The sequence below is a fragment of the Streptomyces anulatus genome, assembly GCF_000721175.1.
Taxonomy (GTDB): Bacteria; Actinomycetota; Actinomycetes; order Streptomycetales; family Streptomycetaceae; genus Streptomyces; species Streptomyces anulatus_C.
The window spans coordinates 1-23,394 of record NZ_JOEZ01000030.1 but is presented as its reverse complement, the minus strand read 5'-3'; the positions used below and the strand labels follow the sequence as shown (position 1 = coordinate 23,394).

At 72.3% G+C, this 23,394-nt stretch carries 24 protein-coding genes and 2 pseudogenes; 13 read left to right on the top strand and 13 right to left on the bottom strand.

Annotated elements, in window-relative coordinates; genetic code table 11:
- Positions 1–45: 45 nt before the first annotated feature.
- Positions 46–1,107, top strand: coding sequence for a lactonase family protein (locus IG90_RS0129435; RefSeq protein ID WP_030591036.1), 1,062 nt, complete (start codon positions 46–48; stop codon positions 1,105–1,107).
- Positions 1,108–1,251: 144 nt separating this feature from the next.
- Here IG90_RS0129435 and IG90_RS0129430 read toward each other — a convergent pair whose 3' ends face one another.
- The 4 genes from IG90_RS0129430 to IG90_RS0129415 all read right to left on the bottom strand — a co-directional run bounded on the left by IG90_RS0129430 (position 1,252) and on the right by IG90_RS0129415 (position 5,295).
- Positions 1,252–2,184: a sirohydrochlorin chelatase gene (locus tag IG90_RS0129430; RefSeq protein WP_078585461.1), complete on the bottom strand. Its 933-nt coding sequence runs from the start codon at positions 2,182–2,184 to the stop codon at positions 1,252–1,254.
- A 167-nt stretch (positions 2,185–2,351) separates the two neighbouring features.
- Positions 2,352–3,494, bottom strand: a complete 1,143-nt coding sequence (locus tag IG90_RS0129425; RefSeq protein WP_030591031.1) for an N-acetylglucosamine kinase — start codon at positions 3,492–3,494, stop codon at positions 2,352–2,354.
- Positions 3,491–4,168: a uracil-DNA glycosylase gene (locus IG90_RS0129420; RefSeq protein WP_030591028.1), complete on the bottom strand. Its 678-nt coding sequence runs from the start codon at positions 4,166–4,168 to the stop codon at positions 3,491–3,493. The genes IG90_RS0129425 and IG90_RS0129420 overlap by 4 nt, the downstream gene beginning before the upstream one ends.
- Positions 4,169–4,212: 44 nt before the next feature.
- Positions 4,213–5,295 carry a WD40/YVTN/BNR-like repeat-containing protein gene (locus IG90_RS0129415; protein WP_030591024.1) on the bottom strand — a complete coding sequence of 361 codons (1,083 nt, stop codon included), beginning with the start codon at positions 5,293–5,295 and terminating at the stop codon, positions 4,213–4,215.
- Between the two features lie 472 nt (positions 5,296–5,767).
- Here IG90_RS0129415 and IG90_RS0129410 point away from each other — a divergent pair, with 472 nt between their 5' ends.
- Together IG90_RS0129410 and IG90_RS0129405 are read left to right on the top strand one after the other, a co-directional pair.
- Complete coding sequence (locus IG90_RS0129410; protein ID WP_030591021.1) at positions 5,768–6,172, top strand: hypothetical protein; 405 nt, start codon at positions 5,768–5,770, stop codon at positions 6,170–6,172.
- Positions 6,173–6,251: 79 nt separating this feature from the next.
- Positions 6,252–6,992: a class I SAM-dependent methyltransferase gene (locus IG90_RS0129405; protein ID WP_030591018.1), complete on the top strand. Its 741-nt coding sequence runs from the start codon at positions 6,252–6,254 to the stop codon at positions 6,990–6,992.
- 48 nt (positions 6,993–7,040) lie between these two features.
- Here the strand turns inward: IG90_RS0129405 and IG90_RS0129400 are convergent, their stop codons facing one another.
- Positions 7,041–8,465: an FAD-dependent oxidoreductase gene (locus tag IG90_RS0129400; RefSeq protein WP_030591015.1), complete on the bottom strand. Its 1,425-nt coding sequence runs from the start codon at positions 8,463–8,465 to the stop codon at positions 7,041–7,043.
- 67 nt (positions 8,466–8,532) lie between these two features.
- The gene (locus tag IG90_RS0129395) at positions 8,533–9,219 is read right to left on the bottom strand and encodes a DUF305 domain-containing protein (RefSeq protein ID WP_030591012.1); all 687 of its coding nucleotides are present in this window, start codon (positions 9,217–9,219) and stop codon (positions 8,533–8,535) included.
- A gap of 160 nt (positions 9,220–9,379) precedes the next feature.
- Here IG90_RS0129395 and IG90_RS0129390 point away from each other — a divergent pair, with 160 nt between their 5' ends.
- A complete protein-coding gene (locus IG90_RS0129390) occupies positions 9,380–10,873 on the top strand; it encodes an LVIVD repeat-containing protein (RefSeq protein WP_030591009.1) in 1,494 nt (497 codons plus the stop codon).
- Between the two features lie 305 nt (positions 10,874–11,178).
- On the opposite strand, the gene IG90_RS44960 is transcribed toward IG90_RS0129390, so the two are convergent.
- The 5 genes from IG90_RS44960 to IG90_RS0129365 form a co-directional block, all read right to left on the bottom strand.
- Complete coding sequence (locus IG90_RS44960) at positions 11,179–11,355, bottom strand: hypothetical protein (protein WP_164494008.1); 177 nt, start codon at positions 11,353–11,355, stop codon at positions 11,179–11,181.
- A gap of 96 nt (positions 11,356–11,451) precedes the next feature.
- Complete coding sequence (locus tag IG90_RS0129380; RefSeq protein ID WP_030591006.1) at positions 11,452–12,147, bottom strand: HAD family hydrolase; 696 nt, start codon at positions 12,145–12,147, stop codon at positions 11,452–11,454.
- 48 nt (positions 12,148–12,195) lie between these two features.
- On the bottom strand, positions 12,196–12,936 hold the full coding sequence (locus IG90_RS0129375; protein ID WP_030591003.1) for a phosphatase PAP2 family protein: 741 nt from the start codon (positions 12,934–12,936) through the stop codon (positions 12,196–12,198).
- Between the two features lie 72 nt (positions 12,937–13,008).
- Positions 13,009–13,944, bottom strand: coding sequence for a M56 family metallopeptidase (locus tag IG90_RS0129370; protein ID WP_030591000.1), 936 nt, complete (start codon positions 13,942–13,944; stop codon positions 13,009–13,011).
- 97 nt (positions 13,945–14,041) lie between these two features.
- A complete protein-coding gene (locus tag IG90_RS0129365; protein ID WP_030590997.1) occupies positions 14,042–14,650 on the bottom strand; it encodes a DUF5134 domain-containing protein in 609 nt (202 codons plus the stop codon).
- 228 nt (positions 14,651–14,878) lie between these two features.
- Here IG90_RS0129365 and IG90_RS0129360 point away from each other — a divergent pair, with 228 nt between their 5' ends.
- The gene (locus IG90_RS0129360; RefSeq protein WP_030590994.1) at positions 14,879–15,439 is read left to right on the top strand and encodes a GNAT family N-acetyltransferase; all 561 of its coding nucleotides are present in this window, start codon (positions 14,879–14,881) and stop codon (positions 15,437–15,439) included.
- Between the two features lie 12 nt (positions 15,440–15,451).
- Here the strand turns inward: IG90_RS0129360 and IG90_RS0129355 are convergent, their stop codons facing one another.
- A complete protein-coding gene (locus IG90_RS0129355; RefSeq protein ID WP_078585463.1) occupies positions 15,452–16,135 on the bottom strand; it encodes a glycerophosphodiester phosphodiesterase in 684 nt (227 codons plus the stop codon).
- Positions 16,136–16,429: 294 nt separating this feature from the next.
- Here IG90_RS0129355 and IG90_RS0129350 point away from each other — a divergent pair, with 294 nt between their 5' ends.
- The 5 genes and pseudogenes from IG90_RS0129350 to IG90_RS0129330 all read left to right on the top strand — a co-directional run bounded on the left by IG90_RS0129350 (position 16,430) and on the right by IG90_RS0129330 (position 21,095).
- Positions 16,430–17,827, top strand: a complete 1,398-nt coding sequence (locus tag IG90_RS0129350) for a DUF6421 family protein (protein WP_030590988.1) — start codon at positions 16,430–16,432, stop codon at positions 17,825–17,827.
- 26 nt (positions 17,828–17,853) lie between these two features.
- Positions 17,854–18,621, top strand: coding sequence for an SDR family NAD(P)-dependent oxidoreductase (locus IG90_RS0129345; protein ID WP_030590985.1), 768 nt, complete (start codon positions 17,854–17,856; stop codon positions 18,619–18,621).
- On the top strand, positions 18,618–19,679 hold the full coding sequence (locus IG90_RS0129340; protein ID WP_206434063.1) for a threonine aldolase family protein: 1,062 nt from the start codon (positions 18,618–18,620) through the stop codon (positions 19,677–19,679). Before IG90_RS0129345 ends, IG90_RS0129340 begins: the two co-directional genes overlap by 4 nt.
- 76 nt (positions 19,680–19,755) lie before the next feature.
- Positions 19,756–20,300, top strand: a pseudogene (locus IG90_RS39860) (transglutaminase-like domain-containing protein); the annotation flags it as partial.
- 102 nt (positions 20,301–20,402) lie between these two features.
- A complete protein-coding gene (locus tag IG90_RS0129330) occupies positions 20,403–21,095 on the top strand; it encodes a B3/B4 domain-containing protein (protein WP_030591352.1) in 693 nt (230 codons plus the stop codon).
- 30 nt (positions 21,096–21,125) lie between these two features.
- On the opposite strand, the gene IG90_RS0129325 is transcribed toward IG90_RS0129330, so the two are convergent.
- Complete coding sequence (locus tag IG90_RS0129325) at positions 21,126–21,848, bottom strand: lysophospholipid acyltransferase family protein (RefSeq protein ID WP_030590970.1); 723 nt, start codon at positions 21,846–21,848, stop codon at positions 21,126–21,128.
- Positions 21,849–22,078: 230 nt separating this feature from the next.
- Here IG90_RS0129325 and IG90_RS0129320 point away from each other — a divergent pair, with 230 nt between their 5' ends.
- The 3 genes and pseudogenes from IG90_RS0129320 to IG90_RS43885 all read left to right on the top strand — a co-directional run.
- Positions 22,079–22,405 (top strand): TlpA family protein disulfide reductase, encoded by a 327-nt coding sequence (locus IG90_RS0129320; protein WP_030590967.1) that lies wholly within the window; start codon positions 22,079–22,081, stop codon positions 22,403–22,405.
- 196 nt (positions 22,406–22,601) lie between these two features.
- Positions 22,602–23,111 carry a flavin reductase family protein gene (locus IG90_RS0129315; RefSeq protein ID WP_030590964.1) on the top strand — a complete coding sequence of 170 codons (510 nt, stop codon included), beginning with the start codon at positions 22,602–22,604 and terminating at the stop codon, positions 23,109–23,111.
- Positions 23,112–23,307: 196 nt separating this feature from the next.
- Positions 23,308–23,394: pseudogene (locus IG90_RS43885) on the top strand (electron transfer flavoprotein subunit beta); the annotation flags it as partial.

Genomic DNA, 23,394 nt, shown 5'->3' with positions numbered 1-23,394 from the left:
CCGTCGGCCGTGAAGATCGCGGCGACGGTGAAATGGGGTAGCGCGATGATCGGCAACAGCACAGGGCGGGCATTCATAGGGTCGTTCACCTCGGCGGGCGGGCGCGGCATCACCGCCGCCGCCGTGGACCGGGACACCGGCGCGCTGACCGTGCTCGGATCCACGGACGCCGTACCCGACCCCTCCTTCCTCGCGGCCGGCCCCCGAGCGGGCGGCACGGTCCTGTACGCGGTCGGCGAGAGCGCCCCGGGTGTCGCCGCCGCCTTCGCCCTCGACGAGGACGTACCGGCCCTCCTGGGCCCCGTACGGTCCGTCGACGGCGATGCGCCCACGCACCTCGCGCTCGCCGCGAACCACTTGGTCACGGCCAACTACACCTCCGGCAGCGTCACCGCCCTCCCGGTCCTCGCCGACGGCTCGCTGGGGGCCGCGACCTCGGTGCTCCGGCACGAGGGCAGCGGCCCGGACACCGGCCGCCAGGAAGCCCCTCACGCCCACCAGGTGCTCGCCGACCCCTCCGGGAACTGGGTGGTCAGCGTGGACCTCGGCACCGACTCCGTACACGTCTGCGCCCTGGATCCCGCCACCGGCGCCCTGCGACCGCACGGCGAGACCGCTCTGCGCCCGGGCACCGGCCCGCGCCATCTGGCCTTCCATCCCTCGGGCTCCCTCGCCTACGTCCTGGGCGAGCTGGAGCCGACCCTCACCGTGTGCCGCTGGGACGCGGCGACGGGCCGCCTCGACGTGCTCGGGGAGACGCCGGTGCTGCCCGAACACGAGGCGGCCGAGGACGCGGCGCGCACCTACCCGTCCGAGGTGGTCGTCGGGCACGACGGACGCTTCCTGTGGACCGCCAACCGGGGGCACGACAGCATCTCCGTGCTCACCCTCGACGAGAGCGGCGAGAAGGTCTCCCTGGTGGCCACCGTCGGCTGCGGCGGCCGCCGGCCGCGCGACCTCACCCTCGACCCGAGCGGTCAGTGGCTGTACGCGGCCAACGAGCACTCCGGGAACGTCAGCTGGTTCGCCGTGGACGCCGAGACGGGCGTCCCGCGGCACGCGGGCTCCGTCGAGGTCCCCGCGGCCTCCTGCGTCGTCCTCGTCTGAAAACGGCGCCCTGGGGGGCACGGCCGCCCGGACGGCGCGGCAGCCCCGGACAGCATGACGGGCCCGGACCGGAGAATTCCTCCGGTCCGGGCCCGTCATGCTGTCCGGCTTCCCGAGCCGCCGCCCGCCGGCGACGGCGTCCGGTCAGTGGGCCTGAGCTCCCTGGGCGCCCTGCGGCGTCGCCGGCGTGATGCCCAGCGTCGTGGCGTACAGGGACAGCACGAGCTTGCCGATCGCCGGGTAGGCGCCCAGCGGCTCGGCCGTCGCGCAGCCCGCCTCCTTCGCGGCGGCGTCCAGCAGGCCGGGGTCGACCTCCGGGCCCACCAGGTACGGCGCCAGCGCCAGCTGCGCGGAGCCGGAGCCCTGGAGCTGCTCCGCGATCGAGGCGACCGAGCCCTCGACGTCCAGCGCGGCGGCCATCACCGGCACGGCGAGCCGGGCGGCCAGCAGCATGCCGGTGATCCCGGCGGCCCGCACGGCCTCCTCGCCGCCCACGGTGGCCAGCACGATGCCGTCGGCGGCGGTGGCGACGGTGAACAGCCTGGCGCGGTCGGCGCGCGCCAGACCGGCCTCCGACAGCCGTACGTGCAGGGCCTCGGCGAGCAGCGGGTGCGGGCCGAGCACATCGGTCAGCTCTGCCTGCGTACCGCTGTCCATCACGGCCTGCCGTATCCGCCGGATCAGCGCGCTGTCGGGACCCGCGAGCAGCGGGACCACGACGGCGGGCGGACCTGCGGGCTCGGCGACCTCACGCCCGGCGGCGACGGCCTGCTCGAAGCGCGCGACGCGCTCGGCGGCGGTGTGGGCGAGAACGGAGGCAAGGGTCGGGTACTCGGCATCGTCGCCGTCGAGGTAGCCGATCCGGCCGTTGAGGCCGGGCAGCTCGGAACGGGCGATGCTGATCACTTCTTCGGCGAGGCTGCGCGTGGCCGAAGAAGGGGTACCGGGAACGGCGAGAACGAGCGCGGCAGCGCCTTCGGGTGCGACCACGGGCTCCGGGCGGCGGTGCCGTCCGGACTGGCGAGGTCGCGGCATTCGTACAGGCAGGCCGGAAGCGGGCCCAGTGGGGGTGCTCATGGCGCCGCATGCTACTGGTTTTGCCTGCCCCTCTGTTCGGGGAGGGTCCGGTCGAGCGTTAACTATCCGCTTATGTCCGATGAGTGATGTACCGCCGGAGTGTCCCTGTCTGTCGGGTCGTTGCTCCGCTCGGTCTCCGTCCCCCTCCCTCGACGGCCTCCTGTGCGTCACCCCGTCCGGGGATCGTCGCGTACCGCCGTCGCGACCCGCTGTCCGGGCTCGTGCTCCTGGGGCACGAAGAGCATCGTCGGGTGGCGCGGCAAGCGCAGATCCCCTGCTGCCAGGGCCTGCGCGATCCGGAGTGCGCCGGTCAGCGGATCGCCCGCCGCCGACGTCACGCGCGCGCCCGGCAAGAGGTGTGCCAGCTCCTCGCGCAGGGGTGCGAGCAGCGGCTCACCCATCCGGAACAGGCCGCCGGTCAGGGCTACTTCGCCGCACGCGCCGAGCTCGCCGCCCTCGCCGGCCTTCCCGGAGGCCGTCGTGCGCACAGTCGTCGGGCACACGGCCGCCGCCGCCTCGGCGATATGGCCGGCAGCCGCCCGCAGGATGCCGGCGGCGACCGGATCCGCTCCGGCGCACGCCGCCACCTCCGGGGCGAACGAGGCCAGCACGGCCGGCCGGTCGGAGCGCGGATAGAGCAGCCCCGGCAGCGCCTCGGCCGGTCCGAACACGGCCCGCAGCCGGTCCAGCAGCGTGGGGGAGCCGCCACGCCGCCCGTCATGGGCGCGCATCGCCGCGTCCAGCCCGGCTCGGCCGATCCACGCACCGCCACCACTGTCACCCAGAAGATGACCCCAACCGTCGGCCCTGTGCCACTCCGTCAGGTCCGTACCGAGGGCGATCATGCCCGTGCCGCCCGCGACGACCGCCCCGGGGTGCTGTCCCACCGCGCCCGCGTAGGCCGTCACCGCATCGGCGGCCAGCGCCAGCCGGCGTACCCCCAACGCGTCCGCGAGTGCGCCGGGCAGCTCCGCCCGCAGCCGCTCGCCCAGGGTGGCCATGCCGGCGGCCCCGATCGCCAGCGCCGTGACCTCGCCCGTCGGGGCGTCGTCGGGCGCGGAGGCGTCCGCCCGCTCCAGCAACTCCCGGGCGGCGGGCAGCAGCTGGTCCAGCAGATGCCCGGCGTCGATGCCGCCGGGTCCGGTCCGCACCGGCTCGGCGCAGACCGTCGTCGAGAGGGGCCCGGACAGCCCCACCCGGCCGAGCGCCACCCGCAGCCCGGAGCCCCCGGAGTCGATCCCGAGGACATACGCGCCGGGCCCGGCCGGGCTGGTTCCGGCCGGGGCGGGCGACGCCGGGGGGCGGGTCACGGAAGCCGCCAGTCCACCGGCTGAGCCCCTTGGCGCTCCAGCAGTTCGTTGACTCGGCTGAACGGCCGCGAGCCGAAGAAGCCCCGGTCCGCGGACATGGGAGAGGGGTGCGAGGACTCGATCGCGGGGAAGTCGCCCAGCAACGGGCGCAGATTGCGGGCATCGCGCCCCCAGAGCGCCGACACCAGAGGAGTGCCCCGGGCCACCAGCGCCTTGATGGCCTGCTCGGTCACCTCTTCCCAGCCCTTGCCCCGGTGGGCTGCGGGCCGCCGGGGCGCGGTGGTGAGCGCCCTGTTGAGCAGCAGCACCCCCTGCCGCGCCCATGGTGTGAGATCGCCGTTGGCCGGTCTGGGCAGCCCCAGATCCGTGTGCAGCTCCCGGAAGATGTTCTCCAGGCTGCCGGGCAGCGGCCGGACGTCGGGGGCCACCGCGAAGCTCAGCCCGATCGCGTGGCCCGGGGTGGGATACGGATCCTGGCCGACGACGAGCACTCTCACCTCCTCGAACGGCTGCTGGAACGCCCGCAGTACATGAGCCCCGGAGGGCAGGTACGTGCGTCCCGCGGCGATCTCCGCGCGGAGGAAGTCGCCCATAGCGGCGATGCGTTCGGCGACGGGCTCGAGGGCGTCGGCCCACCCCGGCTCGATGATCTCTTTCAACGGTCGTGCTGCCACGGCCCGCACTCTACTGCTGATACGACCACTCCGATCAACCGCCGTCAGCCGAGCGCCACCGCCCGCACGCACAGGACGTCCGGCAGATGCGAGGCGAGCTGCTGCCAGCTGTCCCCGTCGTCCGCGCTGGCGTACAACTCGCCGTTGCGGTTGCCGAAGTAGACCCCGGCGGGATCGGCGTCGTCGGTGCACAGGGCGTCCCGCAGCACCGTGCCGTAGTGCGCCCCGTCCGGCAGGCCCTCGGTGAGCGGCTCCCAGGTGCGGCCCGCGTCGGTCGTACGGAACACCCGGCAGCGGTGCTCCGCCGGGACGCGGTCGGCGTCGGCGTTGATCGGGAAGATGTACGCCGTGTCGCCGCGGTGCGGGTGTGCGGCGGCGGCGAACCCGAAGTCGGAGGGCAGGCCCGCGCCGATGTCGCTCCAGTGGTCGCCGGAGTCGTCGCTTCGGAACACGCCCCAGTGGTTCTGCAGATAGAGCCGGTCCGGGTCGGCCGCGTCCCGGGTGACCTTGTGGACGCACTGGCCGAACTCAGGGTCGGGATCCGGGAGGAAGACCGCGGAGACGCCCTTGTTCGACGGGGCCCAGCTCGCGCCGCCGTCCTTGGTCCGGAACACGCCCGCCGTAGACACGGCGACGGTCACGGCCTTCGCGTCCCGGGGGTCGGTCAGTACGGTGTGCAGCCCCTCGCCGCCGCCCGGCTCCCACCGCGAGCGGGTCGGGTGCTCCCAGAGCGGGCGGACCAGCTCGAACGACTCGCCCCGGTCCTCGGAACGGAACAGCGCGGCCGGCTCCGTGCCCGCGTAGACCACGTCCGGTGCCTCCGGGCCGGCCGGGTGGAGCTGCCAGACGCGCTCCAGCGACGCCCCGGTGGACTTGGGGAACCTCACCGCGGGCTGTCGAGGCTCGACCCAGGTCTCGCCCAGATCGTCGGAGTGGAAGACGGACGGCCCCCAGTGCGCGCTGTCCCCGCCGACCAGGATTCTCGGGGTTTCCCCCCGGGTGTCCACGGCGACAGAGTAGATCGCCTGCGCGTTGAAGTGCGGGCCCGTGATCTCCCAGGCCCCATCGCGTCTGCGGCCGATGAAGAGACCCTTGCGGGTGCCTGCGGTGAGCAGTACGTCGGTCATGGTGCTGAACCTCCCGATACGCCGTTGTGCCGGAACAGTGCCAGTTTGCACCCGACCGCTGACAGTGGCCCGCGCACACGCCCACCGCCCTGGCCGCCCCACCGCCCTGGCCGCCCCCGCCGCCCTTGACCGGTGTCCGGCGGCGGCCCAGGCGTTCGAGAAGGGTGGAAAGCGCCTGCCCTCGCCTGTCGGGAAACGCCCGCTCCGTCGCGCTGGACCGGGGCGACGCCGGCCACCTGGCCGACGCCCGCGTCCACGCCGAACGGCCCGCGGCGCACGGCAGGTTCGACAGGTGTGGCCGCCTCGACGTCTACCGGACCAGACGCCGCCCGGCCGCGCGGACCCGGCCCGCACGGGGCCCGCCCGCGCGTCCCGCCACCGGGTGCTGACATGCTGGCGGAGGCCCGAGGAGAGGCCGCACCGGGGCCGGACGGAGGCCCGGGAACGGTCAGGGGACACCGAGGAGACGACGATGGGCAGCGGGATCACGGACGCCGACGGCCACCCCGTGCCGGTCACGGTCACCGCGGGCGAGGTCGGCCCGGATCCCCGCGTCGGCATCCGGCTCTCGCCCCCGGCCGGCGAGCTCGTCTGGTCCTGCGCCCCCGAGGCGGCCCGCGAGCTGGCCGCCGTACTCCTCCGGGCGGCCGAGGAGACCGAGAACGCGCCGGGGGAGCGCCCCGTCACGGTCATGGCGAACCAACTGCGCCGCGGCGACGTGCGCGACGGCGACCGGGCCATGACCGTGGAGAGCGCCCGGACCGACGGCTCCACGGTCCACGTCACCTGGAGGTCCGGCGCCGGCCGCAGCTGGACCCAGGCGTACGCCGCCGATACGGCCATCACCCTCAAGCGGCGACGCGCCGGAGGCCGTTGACGCCCCGACGCGCCAGGCCCCCCGCACTGCCGCCACGACCGGCCGCACGGGGTGCGCCGCGCCGGTAGGGTGGCGCGTGATGTTCACCGAACAGGGCCCCGAGCAGGGCCCCACCGTGCGCGAACTGGCCGTCCAGGCGCTCTCCTCGACCGAGCGCGGATACGACCTCCTCGCCCCGAAGTTCGACCGGACGCCCTACCGCACACCCGACCGCGTGCTCGACGCCGTCACCCGGGCGGTGCGCGAGCTCGGCCCCTTCGACACCGGCCTCGACGTCTGCTGCGGCACCGGGGCGGGCGTGGGCGTACTCCGGCGGCTGTGCCGGGAACGGGCGGTCGGGGTCGACTTCAGCGCGGGCATGCTCGCCGAGGCCAAGGCCGCCTTCCCGCCCGGGGGCGAGGGGCCGGACGTGGACTGGGTACGGGCCGACGCCCGCTCGCTGCCCTTCGCGCCCGCCTTCGATCTCGCCCTGAGCTTCGGCGCGTTCGGCCACTTCCTGCCCGCCGAACGCTTCGGCCTCTTCGCCGAGGTGTACGGATCCCTCCGGCCGGGCGGACAGTTCGTCTTCCCGATCGGCGCACCGCCCCCGGTGGGATCGCGCGCCTACTGGTCGCTGTTCGGCTTCGACGCCGCGATGCGGGTGCGCAACGCCCTGTGGCGGCCGCGGTTCATCATGTACTACCGCACGTTCCGGCTCGGCGACGTGCTGGAGGACCTGACACAGGCAGGATTCGTCGTGCGGCTGCTGCCGCTGACCGAACTGGGCCTGCGCCCCGACGGCAGCCCCCGCGCCCGGCTGGTGGTGGCGACCCGGGAGTGAGAGAGCGGGGCGTCGCCCAGCGGTGGATGCGAAAGCGCCGGGTGCCCCTCAGCGGTCCGCGTCCCGGGCCGCCGCCAGCAGCCCAGGCCAGTCGGGAATCTTCACCGGGCCACGCCCCAGCGAACGGCCCAGCTCCGCCTCCGCGCGCTCGATCGACAGCCAGCCGGCCCACTCCACCGGCCGCAGCCCCCACTCCCGGAGCACGGCCAGCGGATCGTCCGCCGCCGTACGCCGCGTCAGCGCGGCGGCGTCCTCCAGGAGCGAGGCCACCGTCTCCTTGGCGCACGAGCGGTTCGATCCGATCACCCCGGTCGGCCCCCGCTTGATCCACCCCGCCACGTACTCACCCGGCGACGGCACTCCGTCCCGCAGCACCCGGCCCGCCACGTGCGGCACCGTGCCGCGCACCGGGTCGAAGGGCAGCCCCGGCAGCTCCACCCCGCGGTAGCCGACGGCCCGCAGGACCAGTTGCGCCTCGACGTCCTCGTACGCGCCGGTGTCCTGGACCCCGCCCGCACCGTCCGGAGCCGTCCGGGCGAACCGCACCCCGGCGACCCGACCGGCGCGCTCCAGCAGTTCCACCGGCCGCAGGAAGAACCGCAGCCGGATCCGGCGCGCGGCCTCGGACCCGCCCGGAGCCGCGCCCGGCGCCCCCTCCGGCACGGTGTCCGCCGTCCCGCCCGCCGACCAGCCGCGCAGGACCGCCAGGTTCCGCCGCACCACGGCGGGCAGCGGGGGCGACCCCGGCAGGCCGTCCGGAGCCGCGTACGCCGGGTCGAGCGCGAGCTCCGCCGGGTCGACGACGACCCGCGCCCCGGGCAGCGCCCCCAGCTCCCGCAGTTCCCTGGTGGTGAACCGGGCCTGGGAGGGGCCCCGTCGGCCCACGATGTGCACATCGCGCACCCGGCTGGCCTCCAGCGCGCTCAGCGCGGCGCGGGGCACGTCGGTGGTCCGCAGTTCGTCGGCGCCGCGCGCCAGGATCCGGGCCACGTCGACCGCCACGTTGCCCACGCCGATCACGACGGCCGAGCGGGCGTCCAGGGCGAACGGGTCGGCGCCGACGTCCGGGTGGGCGCTGTACCAGGAGACGAAGCGGGTGGCGGAGTAGCTGCCCGGCAGACCCTCGCCCGGTACCGCCATCCGGCGGTCCGCCGACGCTCCCACGCAGTAGACGACCGCGTGGTACAGCTCCGCGAGCCGGGCGGGGGAGACCCCACCGGCTCCATCGGCCCCGCCGACGCCGACGTTGCCCACGAAGGTGACCCGCTCGTCCTCCAGCACCGCCCGCAGACTGTTCTGCAGCGACTTGATCTTCTCGTGGTCGGGGGCCACCCCGTACCGCACGAGTCCGTACGGGGTGGGCAGCCGGTCCAGGACGTGCACGCGCACGTCGGGCACGAGCGACTGCTGGAGCAGGGCCTGGGCGGTGTAGACCCCACTGGGACCGGAACCGACGACGGCGACGGAGAGCACGGCGCACCTCTTCCCGGAAGTTCCTTCCAGGATGGCACCGAAGGGCGGATCGGGGCAGTGGACGGGCTCAGGTCATCAGCGACCGCATCCGGTTGATCTCCACGGTCTGCTGGGCGACGACGTCGCTCGCCATCTCCTCGACGATGACGTCGTTCCCCTCGGTCAGCGCCTCCGTGGCCATGGTGATCGCCCCCTGGTGGTGGGTGATCATCAGCTCCAGGAAGAACTTGTCGAAGGCCTTGCCCTCGGCGGCGCGCAGCTTTTTCAGCTGGGCGTCGGTCGCCATACCGGGCATCCCGGTGTGGTCGTGGTGCTGCTTGCGCTTGTCGCCGCCGTTCCTTTTCAGCCATCCCTCCATCGCGCCGATCTCCGGCTTCTGACCGGCCGATATGCGCTCGGCGAGCCGCTTGACGGTGGAGGAGGAGGCCCGTTCCGGGACGAGTTCGGTCATCACGAGCGCCTGCCCGTGGTGCTCGATCATCATCTGCGCGTAGCGGAAGTCCGCGGAGTTGGCGGTGTCCTGACCGGCCTCCTCGACGGCCTCCTCGGCGGAGAGCGTCCGGGCGGGCTCGCCCGGTCTGCCGGGCGCGACCACGCCCGGACCGGCGTCCTTGGCCTTGTCCGACGTTCCGTCACCGCTGTCCGCGTCACAGGCTCCCAGGACGAGCACGGCGGCAACCGCCGTCGCCGCGAGAGCGGTTGAGCGCAGAGCTGCGGACCGGCGATGGATCAACACGGCGACCTCCTGTGCCACATGGTTTGTTGCAGACCGTCCTGACACGCTTCCACCGGCCGAAGATCAAAGACTTTCATTACGTCTGTGTTGCCATCTGTTGATGTGTACATGGGAGGGACGATACTGCCGGGGGTTCATGAACCGTTCGCGACCTCGAACGGATACAAGGGAGGACGCAGTGACCTCGTTGCACACCACCCGCGTGCGGCGCAGACGTCTGGGCGCGGTGGCAGCCGCAGCCGGACTGCTCGCCACGCTGCTGACGGCCACCACAGCGGCCGCGACCCCCGACCCGGGCGACGCCCCGGCCGACCGCGGTTCCGTCACCAGGAGCGAGCAGGCCGAGGCCAGGGCCGCGATAGCCGGCGGTGACATACCCGGCGTGGACGAGATCGTCCACAGCTCGAACATCAAGCACCTGACGAACGTGCCGAAGGGCGCCCTCCAGGGCACCAACACGGACCTCTCGTTCCAGGGCAAGTACGCCTACGTCGGCAACTACGACGGCTTCGTCATCTACGACATCAGCAAGCCGAAGAAGCCCAGGACGGTCTCCCAGGTCCTCTGCCCCGGCTCGCAGAACGACATCTCGGTCTCCGGGAACCTGCTGTTCCTGTCGACGGACTCCTCGCGCAGCGACGACTCCTGCTCCAGCACCTCCCAGCCCGCCACGGAGAAGTCCTCCTGGGAGGGCATGAAGATCTTCGACATCAGCAACAAGCGGCAGCCGAAGTACATCGCCGCCGTGGAGACCGCCTGCGGTTCCCACACGCACACCCTGGTGCCGGACGGCAAGAAGAACGTGTACGTGTACGTCTCCTCGTACTCGCCCAACGAGACGTTCCCGGACTGCCGGCCGCCGCACGACGGGATCTCCATCATCAAGGTGCCGGTCAAGGCGCCCCAGAAGGCCCGGATCGTCAACTTCCCGGTGCTCTTCCCGGACGGCGGCAACCCGGGTGCGCCGGAGAACCCGGGCGTCTCCAAGACGACGGGCTGCCACGACATCACGGTGCTGCCGTCCAGAAACCTCGCGGCCGGAGCCTGCATGGGTGACGGTCTGCTGTTCTCCATCGAGGACCCGGAGCGGCCGAAGATCATCGACCGGGTGCAGGACAACGTGAACTTCGCGTTCTGGCACTCGGCGACCTTCAACCAGGGTGCGAACAAGGTCGTCTTCACCGACGAGCTCGGTGGCGGCGGCGCTGCCACCTGCAACGAGGAGATCGGTCCCGAGCGGGGCGCCGACGGCATCTACGACATCGTCGGCGAGGGCGACGAGCGCAAGCTGGTCTTCCGCAGCTACTTCAAGATCGACCGTCACCAGGCCGACGCCGAGGTCTGCGTCGCCCACAACGGCTCGATCATCCCGGTTAAGGGCCGCGACCTGATGGTCCAGGCCTGGTACCAGGGCGGCATCTCCGTATGGGACTTCACCGACTCGGCCAAGCCCGAGGAGATCGCCTTCTTCGAGCGCGGCCCGGTCACCCTCGACCAGGTCACCACGGCCGGCCCCTGGTCGGCGTACTACTACAACGGCCACATCTACTCCAGCGACATCGCCAAGGGCTTCGACGTGCTGAAGCTCGACGACAAGCGCACCGACCCGGCCAAGCGGGTCAAGCTGGACGAGCTCAACGTGCAGACGCAGCCGGACTACTTCGACCGCTGATCCGTCAGCGGTTCCCGTAGCCGACGCGTCACGCATTCCGGGGCCGGTGTCTCCCGGGCGGTCATCCGCCCGTGCGGCACCGGCCCCGGTGCGTGTGGAGCCGGAAATTCATTGACCGATGAGCCGGGTGGGGACATGCTGGATCCCTGCGACGGCGGACTCGACAACTCCGGTCCCCGGCGCGGTCCGCGGCCGTGTCCCACGTGGCACGCCGAGGGTGCGCCCGGATCCGGCGACGCGGGGGATCGCCGGATCGGGCGCGATCTCCGCTCCCGCCTTCGGCGTGGGCGCCGGGGGTGCGACGGTCAGGCGGCGGCGCGGGCGCTCCCGCCGGTCGCGGCGGCCCACTCCACCAGCAGCCGCTGGTACTCCGCCTCGTCCTGTGGCGTCAGAGACCCGCCGGAACGCTGCCACAGGTCGCGGATCTCCGCGTTGACCTCGGCTGCGGAACGGGCGGACACGGGCGACGACATCGGGGACATGTCCACCAGGCTACGGCCACGAGCGGCTGTCCTTACCCTTTCCGCGGCGGGATATGCCTCACACCCCGGCCCGATTTTCCTTTTCCGCTGTGGGCTTCAGCGTGGGACCAGCCCCAGCGAACGCAGGCCGTCGGGCCGGTCCGGCACCGGCAGATGGTCCACGAACCGGACCTCGCAGCCCAGGGCCGCCGCGCCCCCGTCCGCCCTCCGGTCGTCACCGACCATGACCACGTCCGCCGGATCCCTGCCGATCAGCGAGCAGCCGATACGGAACAGTCCCGCGGCGGGCTTCCGGAGCCCGTGCTCGAAGGACAGGACATAGGCGTCGACCAGGGCGTCGAGCCCGTGGGCGCGGAAGACCGGGCGCAGGTCCCAGCCGATGTTGCTGACCACGCCGACCGCGACACCCGCCCTCCGCAGCTCCGCCAGCACCTCGGCGGCGTCCGGGTAGGGCTGCCAGGCCTCCGGCCGCATATGGCGGTCGTACAGCGCGTCGTACAGCCCCGGATCGGGCAGGGCGACGCCCCGGGCCAGACCGGTGTACGCCTCGCGGTGCAGGGCGGCGCTCAGATCCCGGCGCGCCATGGCGTCGGTCAGCCGCTCCGGGACCCGGACCGGAGGCGGGCCGCCCGGGAGAGCGCCGGCCGCCGTGAGCCCGCTCACGTACCGCTCGAAATCCTCCGGGGTGACGTCGACGCCCTCCTCGCGCAGGACAGCGGCGAACCAGTCCCGGACGGGCTCGATACGGAACAGGGTTCCCGAGAAGTCGAACAGCACGCCCTTGACCACCATGGGGGCGATCCTTCCCGGTCCGTCCCCGCGCCGGCAAGAGCGCCCTTCTCAGGTCCCGGACCCGCGGGGGCCGGTTCCCTCCTCCGCCGGAGCCCGGGCCGCCGCGTACCGGGCGTACCCGGCGGTGCTCAACGCCACCACGGCCACCCCCAGCAGCGCACCGCCCACCACATCCGTCAGCCAGTGCACCCCCAGATACACCCGGGTCACCGCCACACCGACCGCCGAGACCACCGCCACGGCCAGCGCCGCGCCCCGGGCGCCGGGGCCCGCACCGTACAGCCGCAGCACCCAGACGAGCAGCCCGCAGCTCACGACGGCCGTCATGGCGTGCCCGGAGGGGAAGGCGGCGTAGTGGGCCGCGTCCACCGGATCGGGCCACCGTGGGCGCTCCCGGTCCACGGCGGCCTTCAGCCCCTGCTGGAGGAGGGAGGTGAGCAGGCTCGTCGCGGCCACCCAGAGGGCGAGCGTGCGATCGCCCCGCCACCACAGGGCGACCACGGCCATCGCGATCAGGGCGCGCATGGTCCAGGGATCCCACACCCAGTCCGTCAGTACCCGGTTCACCTGGACCAGACGGGGATCGGTCACCGCGTGCCGGTGCAGCGCGTCGGCCACCGTCCTGTCCAGGGACATCAGTGGCGACCAGCGCGCCGCCACCAGCACGAGCAGCACCACGGACGCGGCGACGACGGCTCCGGTCCACCGGGCGGCCGCGGTGCGGGGGGAGCGATCCGGCGAGCGGGGGAGGGGGGAGCGGTTCGGTGAGCGGGGGAGGGGGGAGGGCATGGGGCGATCCTCGCGGAGGACACCGCCCGATGGCCAACCCCGCGCCCGAGCCGGTTCCCCGCGAGCCGACGACTACCCCAGTGCGCGGAGCCCCGGGACGAAGGTCACGATCACCGGGATGACCGGCACCAGTGCGGCGGCGGCCGTCAGCCGGAGCCTGCGGCCCGCCGTCAGCCGGTCGACCGGGGCCAGCAACCGGTTTACCCGGAGGGGCACTTGGGCCTGCGGGGTGGGGCAGGGGCCGAACACCCCACGGTCCTCGTTGAGTCCGACCAGGGCGAGTGCGGTCGTCAGCCGGCCGAAGCGGCGTGACGCCACGTCGTCGGCGGCCAGTTCGACCAGTCGGTGCATCTCGTCGCGGAACGCGGCGAACACCGGGATCTGCGGGAAACCGATGGCCAGCGCCGACGAGCAGTGCAGCAACCAGTCGTGCCGGGCCTGTGCGTGCCCCTGTTCATGGGCGAGCACCGCGTCGAGCTGACGGCCCTTCAGGCGGCCCAGCGCGGCGGTGGTGATGACGAGTTGCGGAGCCGTGCCGGGCAGCCACCAGGCATCGGGGCGCTCGCCCTCCAGCACCACGAGACGGTCGGCGCCGGGCTCCTCGCCAGGCATCAGCGGGGCACGCACCAGCAGTTCCGCCCGACGCTGCCTGCGGCGACGCCGCGCCCGCCGGATCTCCCGCAGGAGCATCGCCCCGGTCCACAGCCCGCCCAGCGCCAGCAGCACCGCGATGACCGCCGACCACGGCCCGTACGCCGCCAGGGCGTACGCCTCGACGACGGCGTGCGGGGCGGGGGCGAAGACATGGCCGCGCACCGCCTGCCAGGCGGCGGCCGCGCTCAACGTCATCGACAGCGCGAACGACAGGAGCACCCCGGCCACCACGCACTGCCAGACCCACAGGGCCACGACCGGCTCGCGCTCCGGCCACCGGGCGCGCGCCATCAGGCGCGGGGTCACCAGGGCGGTCAGTGCACCGAGCAGCAGCAGCGCGAGGGAGACCAGCATGGCTTCAGCTTAGGAGGGGCGGGCCGGCCGGGGTATGGCCTCGACCGGCAAGTGACGTAGGCCACGGCTAGGCGGGGGTTCTGTCCCACTTCCTGTCTCACAGGGTGAGCAGCATGACGAACATGCCGATGCCCATCGTCAGTCGGCAGGCCGTCGTGAGCTCGGGCCGGCCGTCCATACCGCCTCCGAAACCCTGCGGGCCCCGGCCTGGGACGCCCGTGCCGCCGGCCGCGGCCACGACGGTCCCGGGCAGCAGACGGCCGGCCGAGCCCAGCACGTAGAACGTGTAGTAGACGAGCAGCGCCCCGGTCAGCAGGGGTATGCCTCCGGCTCCTCCGCCCGCCCCGTGCCCGGCATGCCCGCCCCCGCCGCTCCCCGTGACCGCCGGGGCCATCGCCACGGCCATGTAGACCATGGCCAGCGAGCCGACCAGGTGGTGCCGGTGGTGGCCGCCGCGCAGGGCGGGCCGCAGCGCGCGCAGCGCCGCCGCGCCGAACAGCACCGCGTACACCGCCCAGGCCCAGTCCGGGGGCGGCAGCGCCGCCGCGGGAACGGCCATCGCCGCCATGCCGAAGCCCATGAGCGCCTCCGAGCGCGCGGTGCGGCGCTCCTGCGGCGTCCCCGCGCGGGTACGCAGCAGGCAGTAGGCGCCGCTCACCGCGCACAACGCCACCAGCAGCCAGCCGGTCAGGGCCCCTCCGTGCACGCGCGCCTCCCCCGGTCGGACGTACGCACTGTTACGGGTCGACCCATCGATGCCCGGGCGGCCGCCGCCGAACCCGGCGCATGGGGGTGTGAAGGGGGTGCGTCCGGGGCTCGCCGGGAGCGCTCCAGGTCGCGCTACTCTCGACCGCACGCGCGACGGCGGAGACCGCGACCGTATGCGCGGCAGCGGAGAAACACGTACGGCAGCAGAGAAACGGAGCGCCCCACCATGGACACCGCCACGCCCCCCGACGCGGCCCGGCTGACCTTCCGCGACGCGACCGAGGACGACGTCCCGGCGCTGCTGGGCCTGATCGAGTCCGCCTACCGCGGTGACTCCAGCCGCACCGGCTGGACCACCGAGGCCGACATCCTCCAGGGGCAGCGGACCGACGAACAAGGGGTGCGCGAGGTCCTCGACGCTCCGGCGGGCAGGCTCCTCGCGGTCGAGCGCGGTGGTGAGCTCGTCGCCTGCTGCCAGCTCGAACACCGAGGCGAAGCCGCCTACTTCGGCATGTTCGCGGTCCGGCCCGGGCTCCAGGGCGGCGGACTCGGCAAGTTGATCATCGCGGAGGCGGAGCGCGCCGCCAGGGAGACCTGGGGCGTCGGCGAGATGCACATGACGGTGATCTCGGTGCGCGAGGACCTGATCGCCTGGTACGAGCGCCGCGGCTACCGCCGTACGGGACAGCTCACCCCGTTCCCGTACGGCGACGAGCGCTTCGGCATCCCGCAGCGCGACGACCTGGCCTTCGAACTGCTCGTCAAGAACATCGGGGCCGGCGCCTGAGGGCGCCCGCCCTCAGGCGGTGAAGCGCCCGGTACGGCGGATCTCGGGGAAGTCGGTCGTCGCGCCGTCCAGACCCAGGGCCCGGGCGAGGCGTAGTTGGTCCTGGGTGTTCACCACCCAGCCGATTACCTTCACGCTCTCGGAGTGCGCCTGCTCCACGACCTCCAGGGTGAGGCGGCGGATGTTCAGCGCGAGCGTCGCAGCGCCCGCCGCCTTCGCCCGGTCCACCACGTCCGCGCCCCAGCGGCTGGCGATGAGCACCGTGCGTACGCCGGGCACCAGCCGGGCGATCTCGGTGACGGCCTCGTCGTGGAACGAGGACACCTCGACCCGGTCGACGAGCTCGCGCTCCCGGATCACGTCCGCCAGCGCGCGGGCCGCCGCCACGTCCTTGATCTCCGCCTGGAGCGGGGAGGACACGGCCTCCAGGACTTCTTCGAAGACAGGGATCCGCTCGCCCTGTCCTGCGTCGAGCTCGCGCAGCTCCGCCAGGGTCTTGGCCGCGACGGGCCCGGTCCCGTCCGTCGTGCGGTCCACGTCCGCGTCGTGCATCACGGCGAGCGCGCCGTCCTTGCTGAGGTGGAGGTCCAGTTCGATGGCGTCCATCCCGGACGCCTCGGCGCGGACGAAGGAGCGCAGGGTGTTCTCGGGCTCCACGCCCATCACTCCGCGATGACCCAGGGTGAGAAATGACAAGGCGACCTCGTTTCCGTCGGCGGGGACCCGTCGACTGCTCCTGCCCGCGCGGAGGTTCGGCAATGCGGCACTGGGGAGGGTAGCGGCCCCGGCCCGCGATGTCCCCCGTCGTGCGGGGCCGGTCGCCCGTGCCGGGGAAAGGCTGTCGGAACTGTGTGCCTACCCGGGATGTGACAGGAAAAACAGCGGTGACCATGGGGGTTACGCAGGATAATTTCCAGGCTCCCACTTGTCGGGAGGAGCCCTGCACGGCTACGGTGAAGCCACGCGAGGTTCTCCCGTGGAGGAAGTGTTATGACGGAAATTCTTGTGCACGACGCCATCGACGGCGCGATAGCTACGGCCCAGCGGGTGGTCGAGCACCCGGCCTGGCCTGTGCTCAAGGGTGCCGTCGAGGAGATCCGCCCCTGGCAGTCCAAGGACGGATCCATCGACTTCGAGGCCGAGGGCGCCCCGTCCCCGGCCGCCGTCGAACAGGTACTCGACCGGGTGATCGCAGCGGTCGAGGAGCTCTCCCCGCTCCTCCCGCACGACGTCGCCTACCACCGTGCGCTCGTCACCGACCTGCGCCGCTGGGCCGCCGACGGCTTCCGCGTCCCCGACTTCCTGGACTCGCTGCTCGCCTTCCAGCCCGCGAAGGACCGGACGGACGGCCTCCAGCACCTCGTCGTCTTCGCGATGTACACGCAGAACGGCAACCCCGACCGCAACCTCGAAGCGGTCGTCCTCAAGATGGTCTGGCCCGAGTGGCTCGCCGACCTGGAGGCGACCCGCTACGACAACCCGCTCTTCTGCGGCATCACCTTCGAGGACTTCACCGCCGGGTACGACACCAACTCCGCGGTGCTCTTCCCGGAGACCATCGCCGTGCGAGAGGCCCCCGAGCGCTTCAGCTGGGGCGGCATCTTCTGCGACCGCGAGGCCGCCCGCTTCCGCCGCGTCACCGAGGCCTCCGTCGACCTGCTCGGTCTGGAGCTGCCGGACGACATCCGCGAGATGATCGGCGACCAGCAGCGCTGCGAGCAGGCGTTCGTCCTGTGGGACATGATCCACGACCGCACCCACAGCCACGGTGACCTGCCGTTCGACCCGTTCATGATCAAGCAGCGCCAGCCGTTCTGGATGTACGGCCTGGAGGAGCTGCGCTGCGACCTCACCGCCTTCAAGGAGGCCGTGAAACTGGAGTCCGAGGGCAACGCCCACGGCCGTGACGTGCAGTACGCGGTGCTCTTCGACCGGATGTTCCGCTTCCCCGTCTCCGGCGAGCGTGTCCGCAACTACGACGGCCTCGGCGGCCAGCTGCTCTTCGCGTACCTCCACAAGCACGACGTCGTCCGCTGGACCGACAACACCCTGAAGATCGACTGGGACCGTGCCCCGCAGGTCACCAACCAGCTCTGCGCCGAGATCGAGAAGCTCTACCGCGACGGCATCGACCGCCCCAAGCTGGTCCACTGGTTCGCCGCGTACGACCTGGTCTCCACCTACCTCGCCCCGCACCCGGGATCCCGCTGGGCCAAGGGCCCCGACGCCCTGGACCTCACACTTCCCCCTCGCAAGCTCGTCGACGACGTGCTTCCGGACGAGTTTCCCCTGAGCATGTTCTATGAGGCGCTCGCCAAGAAGCTGAAGCATGTGATTGCCTCCACCAAGGGAATCACCGCGGCGAACGACGAGCGGGCAGCCGCGTGAACCATTCTCCCGAGGAGGCGGTGGCCATGAACGGAAAAGGCACGGGCGAGGGGACCGGTGTGCTTGAGGGAGCCGTGGTCGCGGTCGCCGGAGCGGCCGGTCCCGCCGGCCGCGCGACACTGCTGCGGCTCGCCGAGGCGGGCGCGACGGTCGTCGGCTGCGACGCCAACCCCGAGCGGCTCGCCGAGGCGGTGGACGCCGCCCGGTACGCCCACGGGGGCGCGACCGTCACCGGCGAGACCGTCGACCTGCTCGACCTCGACGCCACCCGGGACTGGGCCAAGCGCACCGAGGCGGAGTTCGGCCGCATCGACGGCCTGGTCCACCTCGTCGGCGGCTGGCGCGGCAGCCCGTCGTTCCAGGAGACCGTCCTGTCCGACTGGGACGCCCTGGAGAAGCTGCTCATCCGCACCGTCCAGTCGACCTCGCTGGCCTTCCAGGAAGGCCTCCAGCGCAGCGACCGGGGCCGTTATCTCCTGATCAGCGCCGCCGGCGCCGGCAAGCCCACAGCCGGCAACGCCGCGTACTCCTCCGCCAAGGCCGCCGCCGAGGCGTGGACCCTCGCGCTCGGCGACGCCTTCCGTAAAGCGGGGGGCGAGGAAGGGCCCGCGGCCGCTGCTGCGATCCTGGTGGTCAAGGCACTGGTGAACGACGCCATGCGCGCCGAGCGCCCGAATGCGAAGTTCGCGGGCTTCACCGACGTCACGGAGCTGGCCGAGGCCATCGCCGGCGTCTGGGACGAGCCCGCCTCCGAAGTGAACGGAAAGCGCCTGTGGCTGACCCCGCAAACGTGAGGACCGACGCGCGTCGTCACCACGATCCGCAGGTACGCGGCTTCGCCAGTGACAACTACGCCGGCGCGCACCCGGAGGTTCTCGCGGCCATCGCCCTCGCCAACGGCGGCCACCAGGTCGCCTACGGCGAGGACGACTACACCGGTCACCTCCAGCGGATCATGCACAGCCACTTCGGCCCCACCGCCGAGGCCTTCCCGGTCTTCAACGGCACGGGCGCCAACGTGGTCGCCCTCCAGGCGCTCACCGACCGCTGGGGAGCGGTCATCTGCGCCGAGTCCGCGCACATCAACGTGGACGAGGGCGGCGCACCCGAGCGGATGGGCGGCCTCAAGCTCCTGACCGTACCCACGCCCGACGGCAAGCTCACCCCCGAGCTCATCGACCGGCAGGCGTTCGGCTGGGACGACGAGCACCGGGCCATGCCGCAGGTGGTCTCGATCACCCAGAACACCGAGCTGGGCACCGTCTACACCCCCGACGAGATCCGCGCCATCTGTGACCACGCCCACGAGCGCGGCATGAAGGTGCACCTCGACGGGGCCCGGATAGCCAACGCCGCCGCCTCCCTGGACGTGCCGATGCGGACGTTCACCAACACGGTCGGCGTCGACGTGCTGTCCTTCGGCGGAACGAAGAACGGCGCGCTCTTCGGCGAGGCCGTCGTCGTGCTGAATCCGGACGCGGTCCGGGCGATGAAGCATCTGCGCAAGCTCTCCATGCAGCTCGCCTCCAAGATGCGCTTCGTCTCGGTCCAGCTGGAGGCGCTGCTCGCCAAGGACCTGTGGCTGCGCAACGCCCGGCACGCCAATGCCATGGCCCAGCGGCTCGCCGAGGGTGTCCGGGCGATCGACGGGGTGGAGATCCTCTACCCGGTCCAGGCCAACGCCGTGTTCGCCCGGCTGCCGCACGCGGTCAGCGAGCGGCTCCAGCAGCGCTTCCGCTTCTACTTCTGGGACGAGGCCGCCGGGGACGTCCGCTGGATGTGCGCGTTCGACACCGGCGAGGACGACGTCGACGCCTTCCTCCAGGCGCTCAAGGAAGAAATGGCGCGATAGCGCGATCCATGCATGACTGTGCGGCCGACCGGGAATCGATGGACTTCCGGTCGGCCGCTTCGTACGTTCTCCGATCATGGAGCTGACACAGCAGTCCCCGGATCTCGGCGGGTATCCGGCCGCCGACGAGGCCATCGATCACGAGCATCCCGTCGTGAGGAAAACGGCGACGACCTGATGCGCGAGGCCGACGACGCATACTCATACACCCGCACCGCCTTCGAGTTCGTCCGCGACGTCATTTCGCACTCCGCCGACTCGGGCGATCCGCGCGTACCCTGGCGCGCCTCCGACGTCCTCGCCACCCGCAACGGCATCTGCTACGCCAAGTCCGTCGCGCTCACCGCGCTGCTTCGGGCCCGCGGCGTCCCGGCCGGGCTCTGCTGCCAGCGGCTCACCGGCGACGGGACGCACCCGGTGGTCCACGGCCTGGTCGCGCTGCGCCTCCCCGGCCACGACCGCTGGGTGAGGGTGGACCCCCGTGGCAACGGGCCGGGCATCGACGCGCAGTTCTCCCCGGAGAAGGAGCGGCTGGCGTGGGCGGTACGCGAAGAGTTCAATGAAATCGACTATCCAGTAGTCTATGCCGCACCACCCGAGGTGATCCTCCCAGCGCTGAGGGGTGGGAGCTCTGGCAGAACCTCCCCGTCGGCCTCTGAACCACCCGGCACCCCGTACCACCGCACCCGAGCCACCGCACCCAGTAAGGCAGCAAGGCAGACGATGACCCTCACGCTCACCGTGTCCGACGAGGTGCGAGCGATCGCACCGGGCTTCACCCACCTCGCCGTCGAGGCGCACGGCCTGGTCAACGGACCCAGCGACCCCCGCAGCGCCGCCCTGCTGGACGCCGCCGCCCGCAGGCTCGCCGAGCGCCTGGACGGCCGCGCCCCGCACGAGGACCCGCGCATCGCGGCCTGGCGCGAGATCTACACGGCGTTCGGAGCCAAGCCCTCCCGCACCCGCAACTCCGCCGAGGCGCTCGCCCGGCGCGCCCTCGCCGACGGCGGCCTGCCCCGCATCAACCTGCTGGTCGACGCCTACAACGCGATCAGCGTCGCCCACCTCGTCCCGGTCGGCGGCGAGGACACCGACCACATCAAGGGCGGGATGCGGCTGATCCGCGCGACGGGCGACGAGCCGTTCCCCACCGTCGCCGGCGGCGAGGAGAGCGTGGAGCACCCCGAGCCCGGCGAAGTCGTCTGGTGCGACGACGAGGGCGTCACCTGCCGCCGCTGGAACTGGCGCCAGGGCGTGCGGACCCGGCTCACCGAGGAGTCGGTCAACGCGGTCTTCCTGCTGGAGGGCCTCGCACCCATGACGAACGGCGAGCTCGACGCCGCGGGCGCCGAACTCGCCGCAACCCTGGAGCGGCTGAGTCCCGGGGCGCGGATCACCGTCCACGCACCGCGGTGAAGTGACGGGGCCGCTCCCCCGGGGCGTCCGTCAGCCGAGCTCGCGCACCTCGGCGGGGGTCGGAGCCGTACCGCCGAGATGCGCCGGCACCCACCAGGTGTCGCTCGCGTCCTTCGGGCGCACCGGGTAGGCGCGCTGCGCCGCTTCGAGCAGCTCCTGGACCCCCTCCCGCAGCCGCCGGCTGATGGCACCGGCGTACTGGTCGGAGGGTGCCTCCATGGGCTCGCCGACGCGGATGGTGATGGGGATGTGGCTGCGCTGGAAATTGCGCGGCCGCCCCTTCGTCCAGATCCGCTGCGTGCCCCAGAGCGCCATCGGGATCAGCGGGACCCCGGCCTCCTGGGCGAGCCGCGCGGCACCCGACTTGAAGCTCTTCAGCGTGAACGACTGCGAGATGGTGGCCTCGGGGAACACTCCGACGATCTCCCCGGAACGCAGCGACCGGAGCGCGTGGACGTACGCGTCCTCGCCCTGGTTGCGGTCGACCGGGATGTGCTTCATTCCCCGCATCAGCGGACCGGAGATCTTGTGCCGGAAGACCGATTCCTTCGCCATGAAGCGGACCAGCCGCTTCTGCGGCAGGGCGCCCAGGCCGGTGAAGATGAAGTCGAGGTAGCTGATGTGGTTGCTGACCAGCACAGCACCACCGGTCTTCGGGATGTGCTCCGAACCCTGAGTGTCGATCTTCAGGTCGAGCGCCTTGAACAGGGTGCGAGCGGCGCCGATGACCGGTCGATAGACGAGCTCTGCCATCTGGATGAAGACCCTTCTTCAGTGCCTGGGGAGGGTTCTCCCGGCGGAAGTTACGCAGCCGTAGGTTTTCGGCATTGTGGCGATGGTGCCCCATGCGCGGGCCGGTGGCCAGCCCCGGCGGACGCGGGGCGCGAGATTCTCGTCACGTGCGCGTCCGCCGGGAGCTGCGGGAATGTCCGGGCGGCGACCGGTGCTGACCCCTTACGAAGAGCTCTGATCAGGAGGCACAGGTGGACCGAGGGACGCACGGACAGCGGCTCGACGCATCCCGACTCGGCGCGCAGCTCGGGGAACGCGCGACGCTCGTCCAGTTCTCCAGCGCCTTCTGCCAGCCGTGCCGGGCCACCCGCCGCACGCTCCTCGAGGTGGCCGGAATGGTCGAGGGGGTCGCCCACATCGAGATCGACGCCGAGGCCCACCTCGCGCTCGTGCGCGAGCTGGACATCACGAAGACGCCGACCGTCCTGGTGCTCGACGCCGAGGGCGAGGTGGTCCGCCGGGCGTCCGGTCGGCCCCGCACCGTCGACGTCGTCGCGGCGCTGGGGCACGCCATATGACGGACCGTGACGCATCTCCCACATCTCGGAACGCCCTTGACTGTGCACGCCACGCATCGTCAGTCTGACGTTATGCCGCCAGAACTCCTTCTTCACGGCCGGGCCCATGTGGACCTCGCACGCCATGCGAGTGCGCGTTGTCCGGGTGTCTGAGCACCCACGGACCCGCACGCCACTTCCGCAGAAGGACACGTCCATGACGGCAACGCCCGATCTCGCCCCCGCCCTGACGGTCGCCACGCCCGAACTCTTCCGTTCCGTCTTCCGCCGCCATGCCGCGGGCGTTGCCGTGATCACGGCAACGGGGGAGCGCCCGGTCGGCTTCACCGCCACGTCGCTGACCTCCGTCGCCGCCGAACCCCCGCTGATCTCCTTCGGCGCCGGTACGACGTCCTCCAGCTGGCCCGTGCTGTCCGAGGCCGAGTACGTCGGCGTCCACATACTCGGCGAGCACCAGCGTGAACTGGCCGCGACCTTCGCCCGCAGCGGGGCCGACCGCTTCGGTCCGTCGACCGACTGGAGCAGCGGCCCCGAAGGCGTTCCGCTGCTCGCCGGCGTGTCCGCCTGGCTGGTCTGCCGCGTCGTGAGCCGTGTCCCGGCCGGGGATCACCGCATCGTCATCGCCGAGGTCGTGGCGGGGGCACCCGCCGGAGCCGGCCGCCCGCTGGTCTACCACCAGGGACGGTTCACGGCTCTGCGAGACTGAGGCCACGCACGCACGGGCCCGCCGCGTTGGCAAGGTCACAGTGCACAGCGCTTGCCCAGGGGTGAGCGACTGGGTGTACTGGCGAGTAATATCGGCCTCGGAGCTTCGGTCGTCCTGACCGGATCCGTCCCGACAAGGCGCCTATGCTGCGTGCAACAAGGCAGCCCGGAAATGACGATGCAGTAGGAGAGCCGGCGTGAGCTTGAGGATCGTTGTCTGTGTGAAGTACGTGCCCGACGCGACCGGTGACCGGCGTTTCGCCGATGACCTGACGCTGGACCGT

Coding starts and splice junctions, on each gene's coding strand:
- IG90_RS0129380 (WP_030591006.1), bottom strand. CDS start 12,147: ATGGTGGTCAAGGGCGTGCTGTTCGACTTCTCGGGAACCCTGTTCCGT.
- IG90_RS0129375 (WP_030591003.1), bottom strand. CDS start 12,936: ATGCCCTCCCCCCTCCCCCGCTCACCGAACCGCTCCCCCCTCCCCCGC.
- IG90_RS0129435 (WP_030591036.1), top strand. CDS start 46: ATGATCGGCAACAGCACAGGGCGGGCATTCATAGGGTCGTTCACCTCG.
- IG90_RS0129430 (WP_078585461.1), bottom strand. CDS start 2,184: ATGAGCACCCCCACTGGGCCCGCTTCCGGCCTGCCTGTACGAATGCCG.
- IG90_RS0129345 (WP_030590985.1), top strand. CDS start 17,854: ATGAACGGAAAAGGCACGGGCGAGGGGACCGGTGTGCTTGAGGGAGCC.
- IG90_RS0129370 (WP_030591000.1), bottom strand. CDS start 13,944: ATGCTGGTCTCCCTCGCGCTGCTGCTGCTCGGTGCACTGACCGCCCTG.
- IG90_RS0129410 (WP_030591021.1), top strand. CDS start 5,768: ATGGGCAGCGGGATCACGGACGCCGACGGCCACCCCGTGCCGGTCACG.
- IG90_RS0129325 (WP_030590970.1), bottom strand. CDS start 21,848: ATGGCAGAGCTCGTCTATCGACCGGTCATCGGCGCCGCTCGCACCCTG.
- IG90_RS0129360 (WP_030590994.1), top strand. CDS start 14,879: ATGGACACCGCCACGCCCCCCGACGCGGCCCGGCTGACCTTCCGCGAC.
- IG90_RS0129405 (WP_030591018.1), top strand. CDS start 6,252: ATGTTCACCGAACAGGGCCCCGAGCAGGGCCCCACCGTGCGCGAACTG.
- IG90_RS0129350 (WP_030590988.1), top strand. CDS start 16,430: ATGACGGAAATTCTTGTGCACGACGCCATCGACGGCGCGATAGCTACG.
- IG90_RS0129415 (WP_030591024.1), bottom strand. CDS start 5,295: ATGACCGACGTACTGCTCACCGCAGGCACCCGCAAGGGTCTCTTCATC.
- IG90_RS44960 (WP_164494008.1), bottom strand. CDS start 11,355: ATGTCCCCGATGTCGTCGCCCGTGTCCGCCCGTTCCGCAGCCGAGGTC.
- IG90_RS0129330 (WP_030591352.1), top strand. CDS start 20,403: ATGACCCTCACGCTCACCGTGTCCGACGAGGTGCGAGCGATCGCACCG.
- IG90_RS0129315 (WP_030590964.1), top strand. CDS start 22,602: ATGACGGCAACGCCCGATCTCGCCCCCGCCCTGACGGTCGCCACGCCC.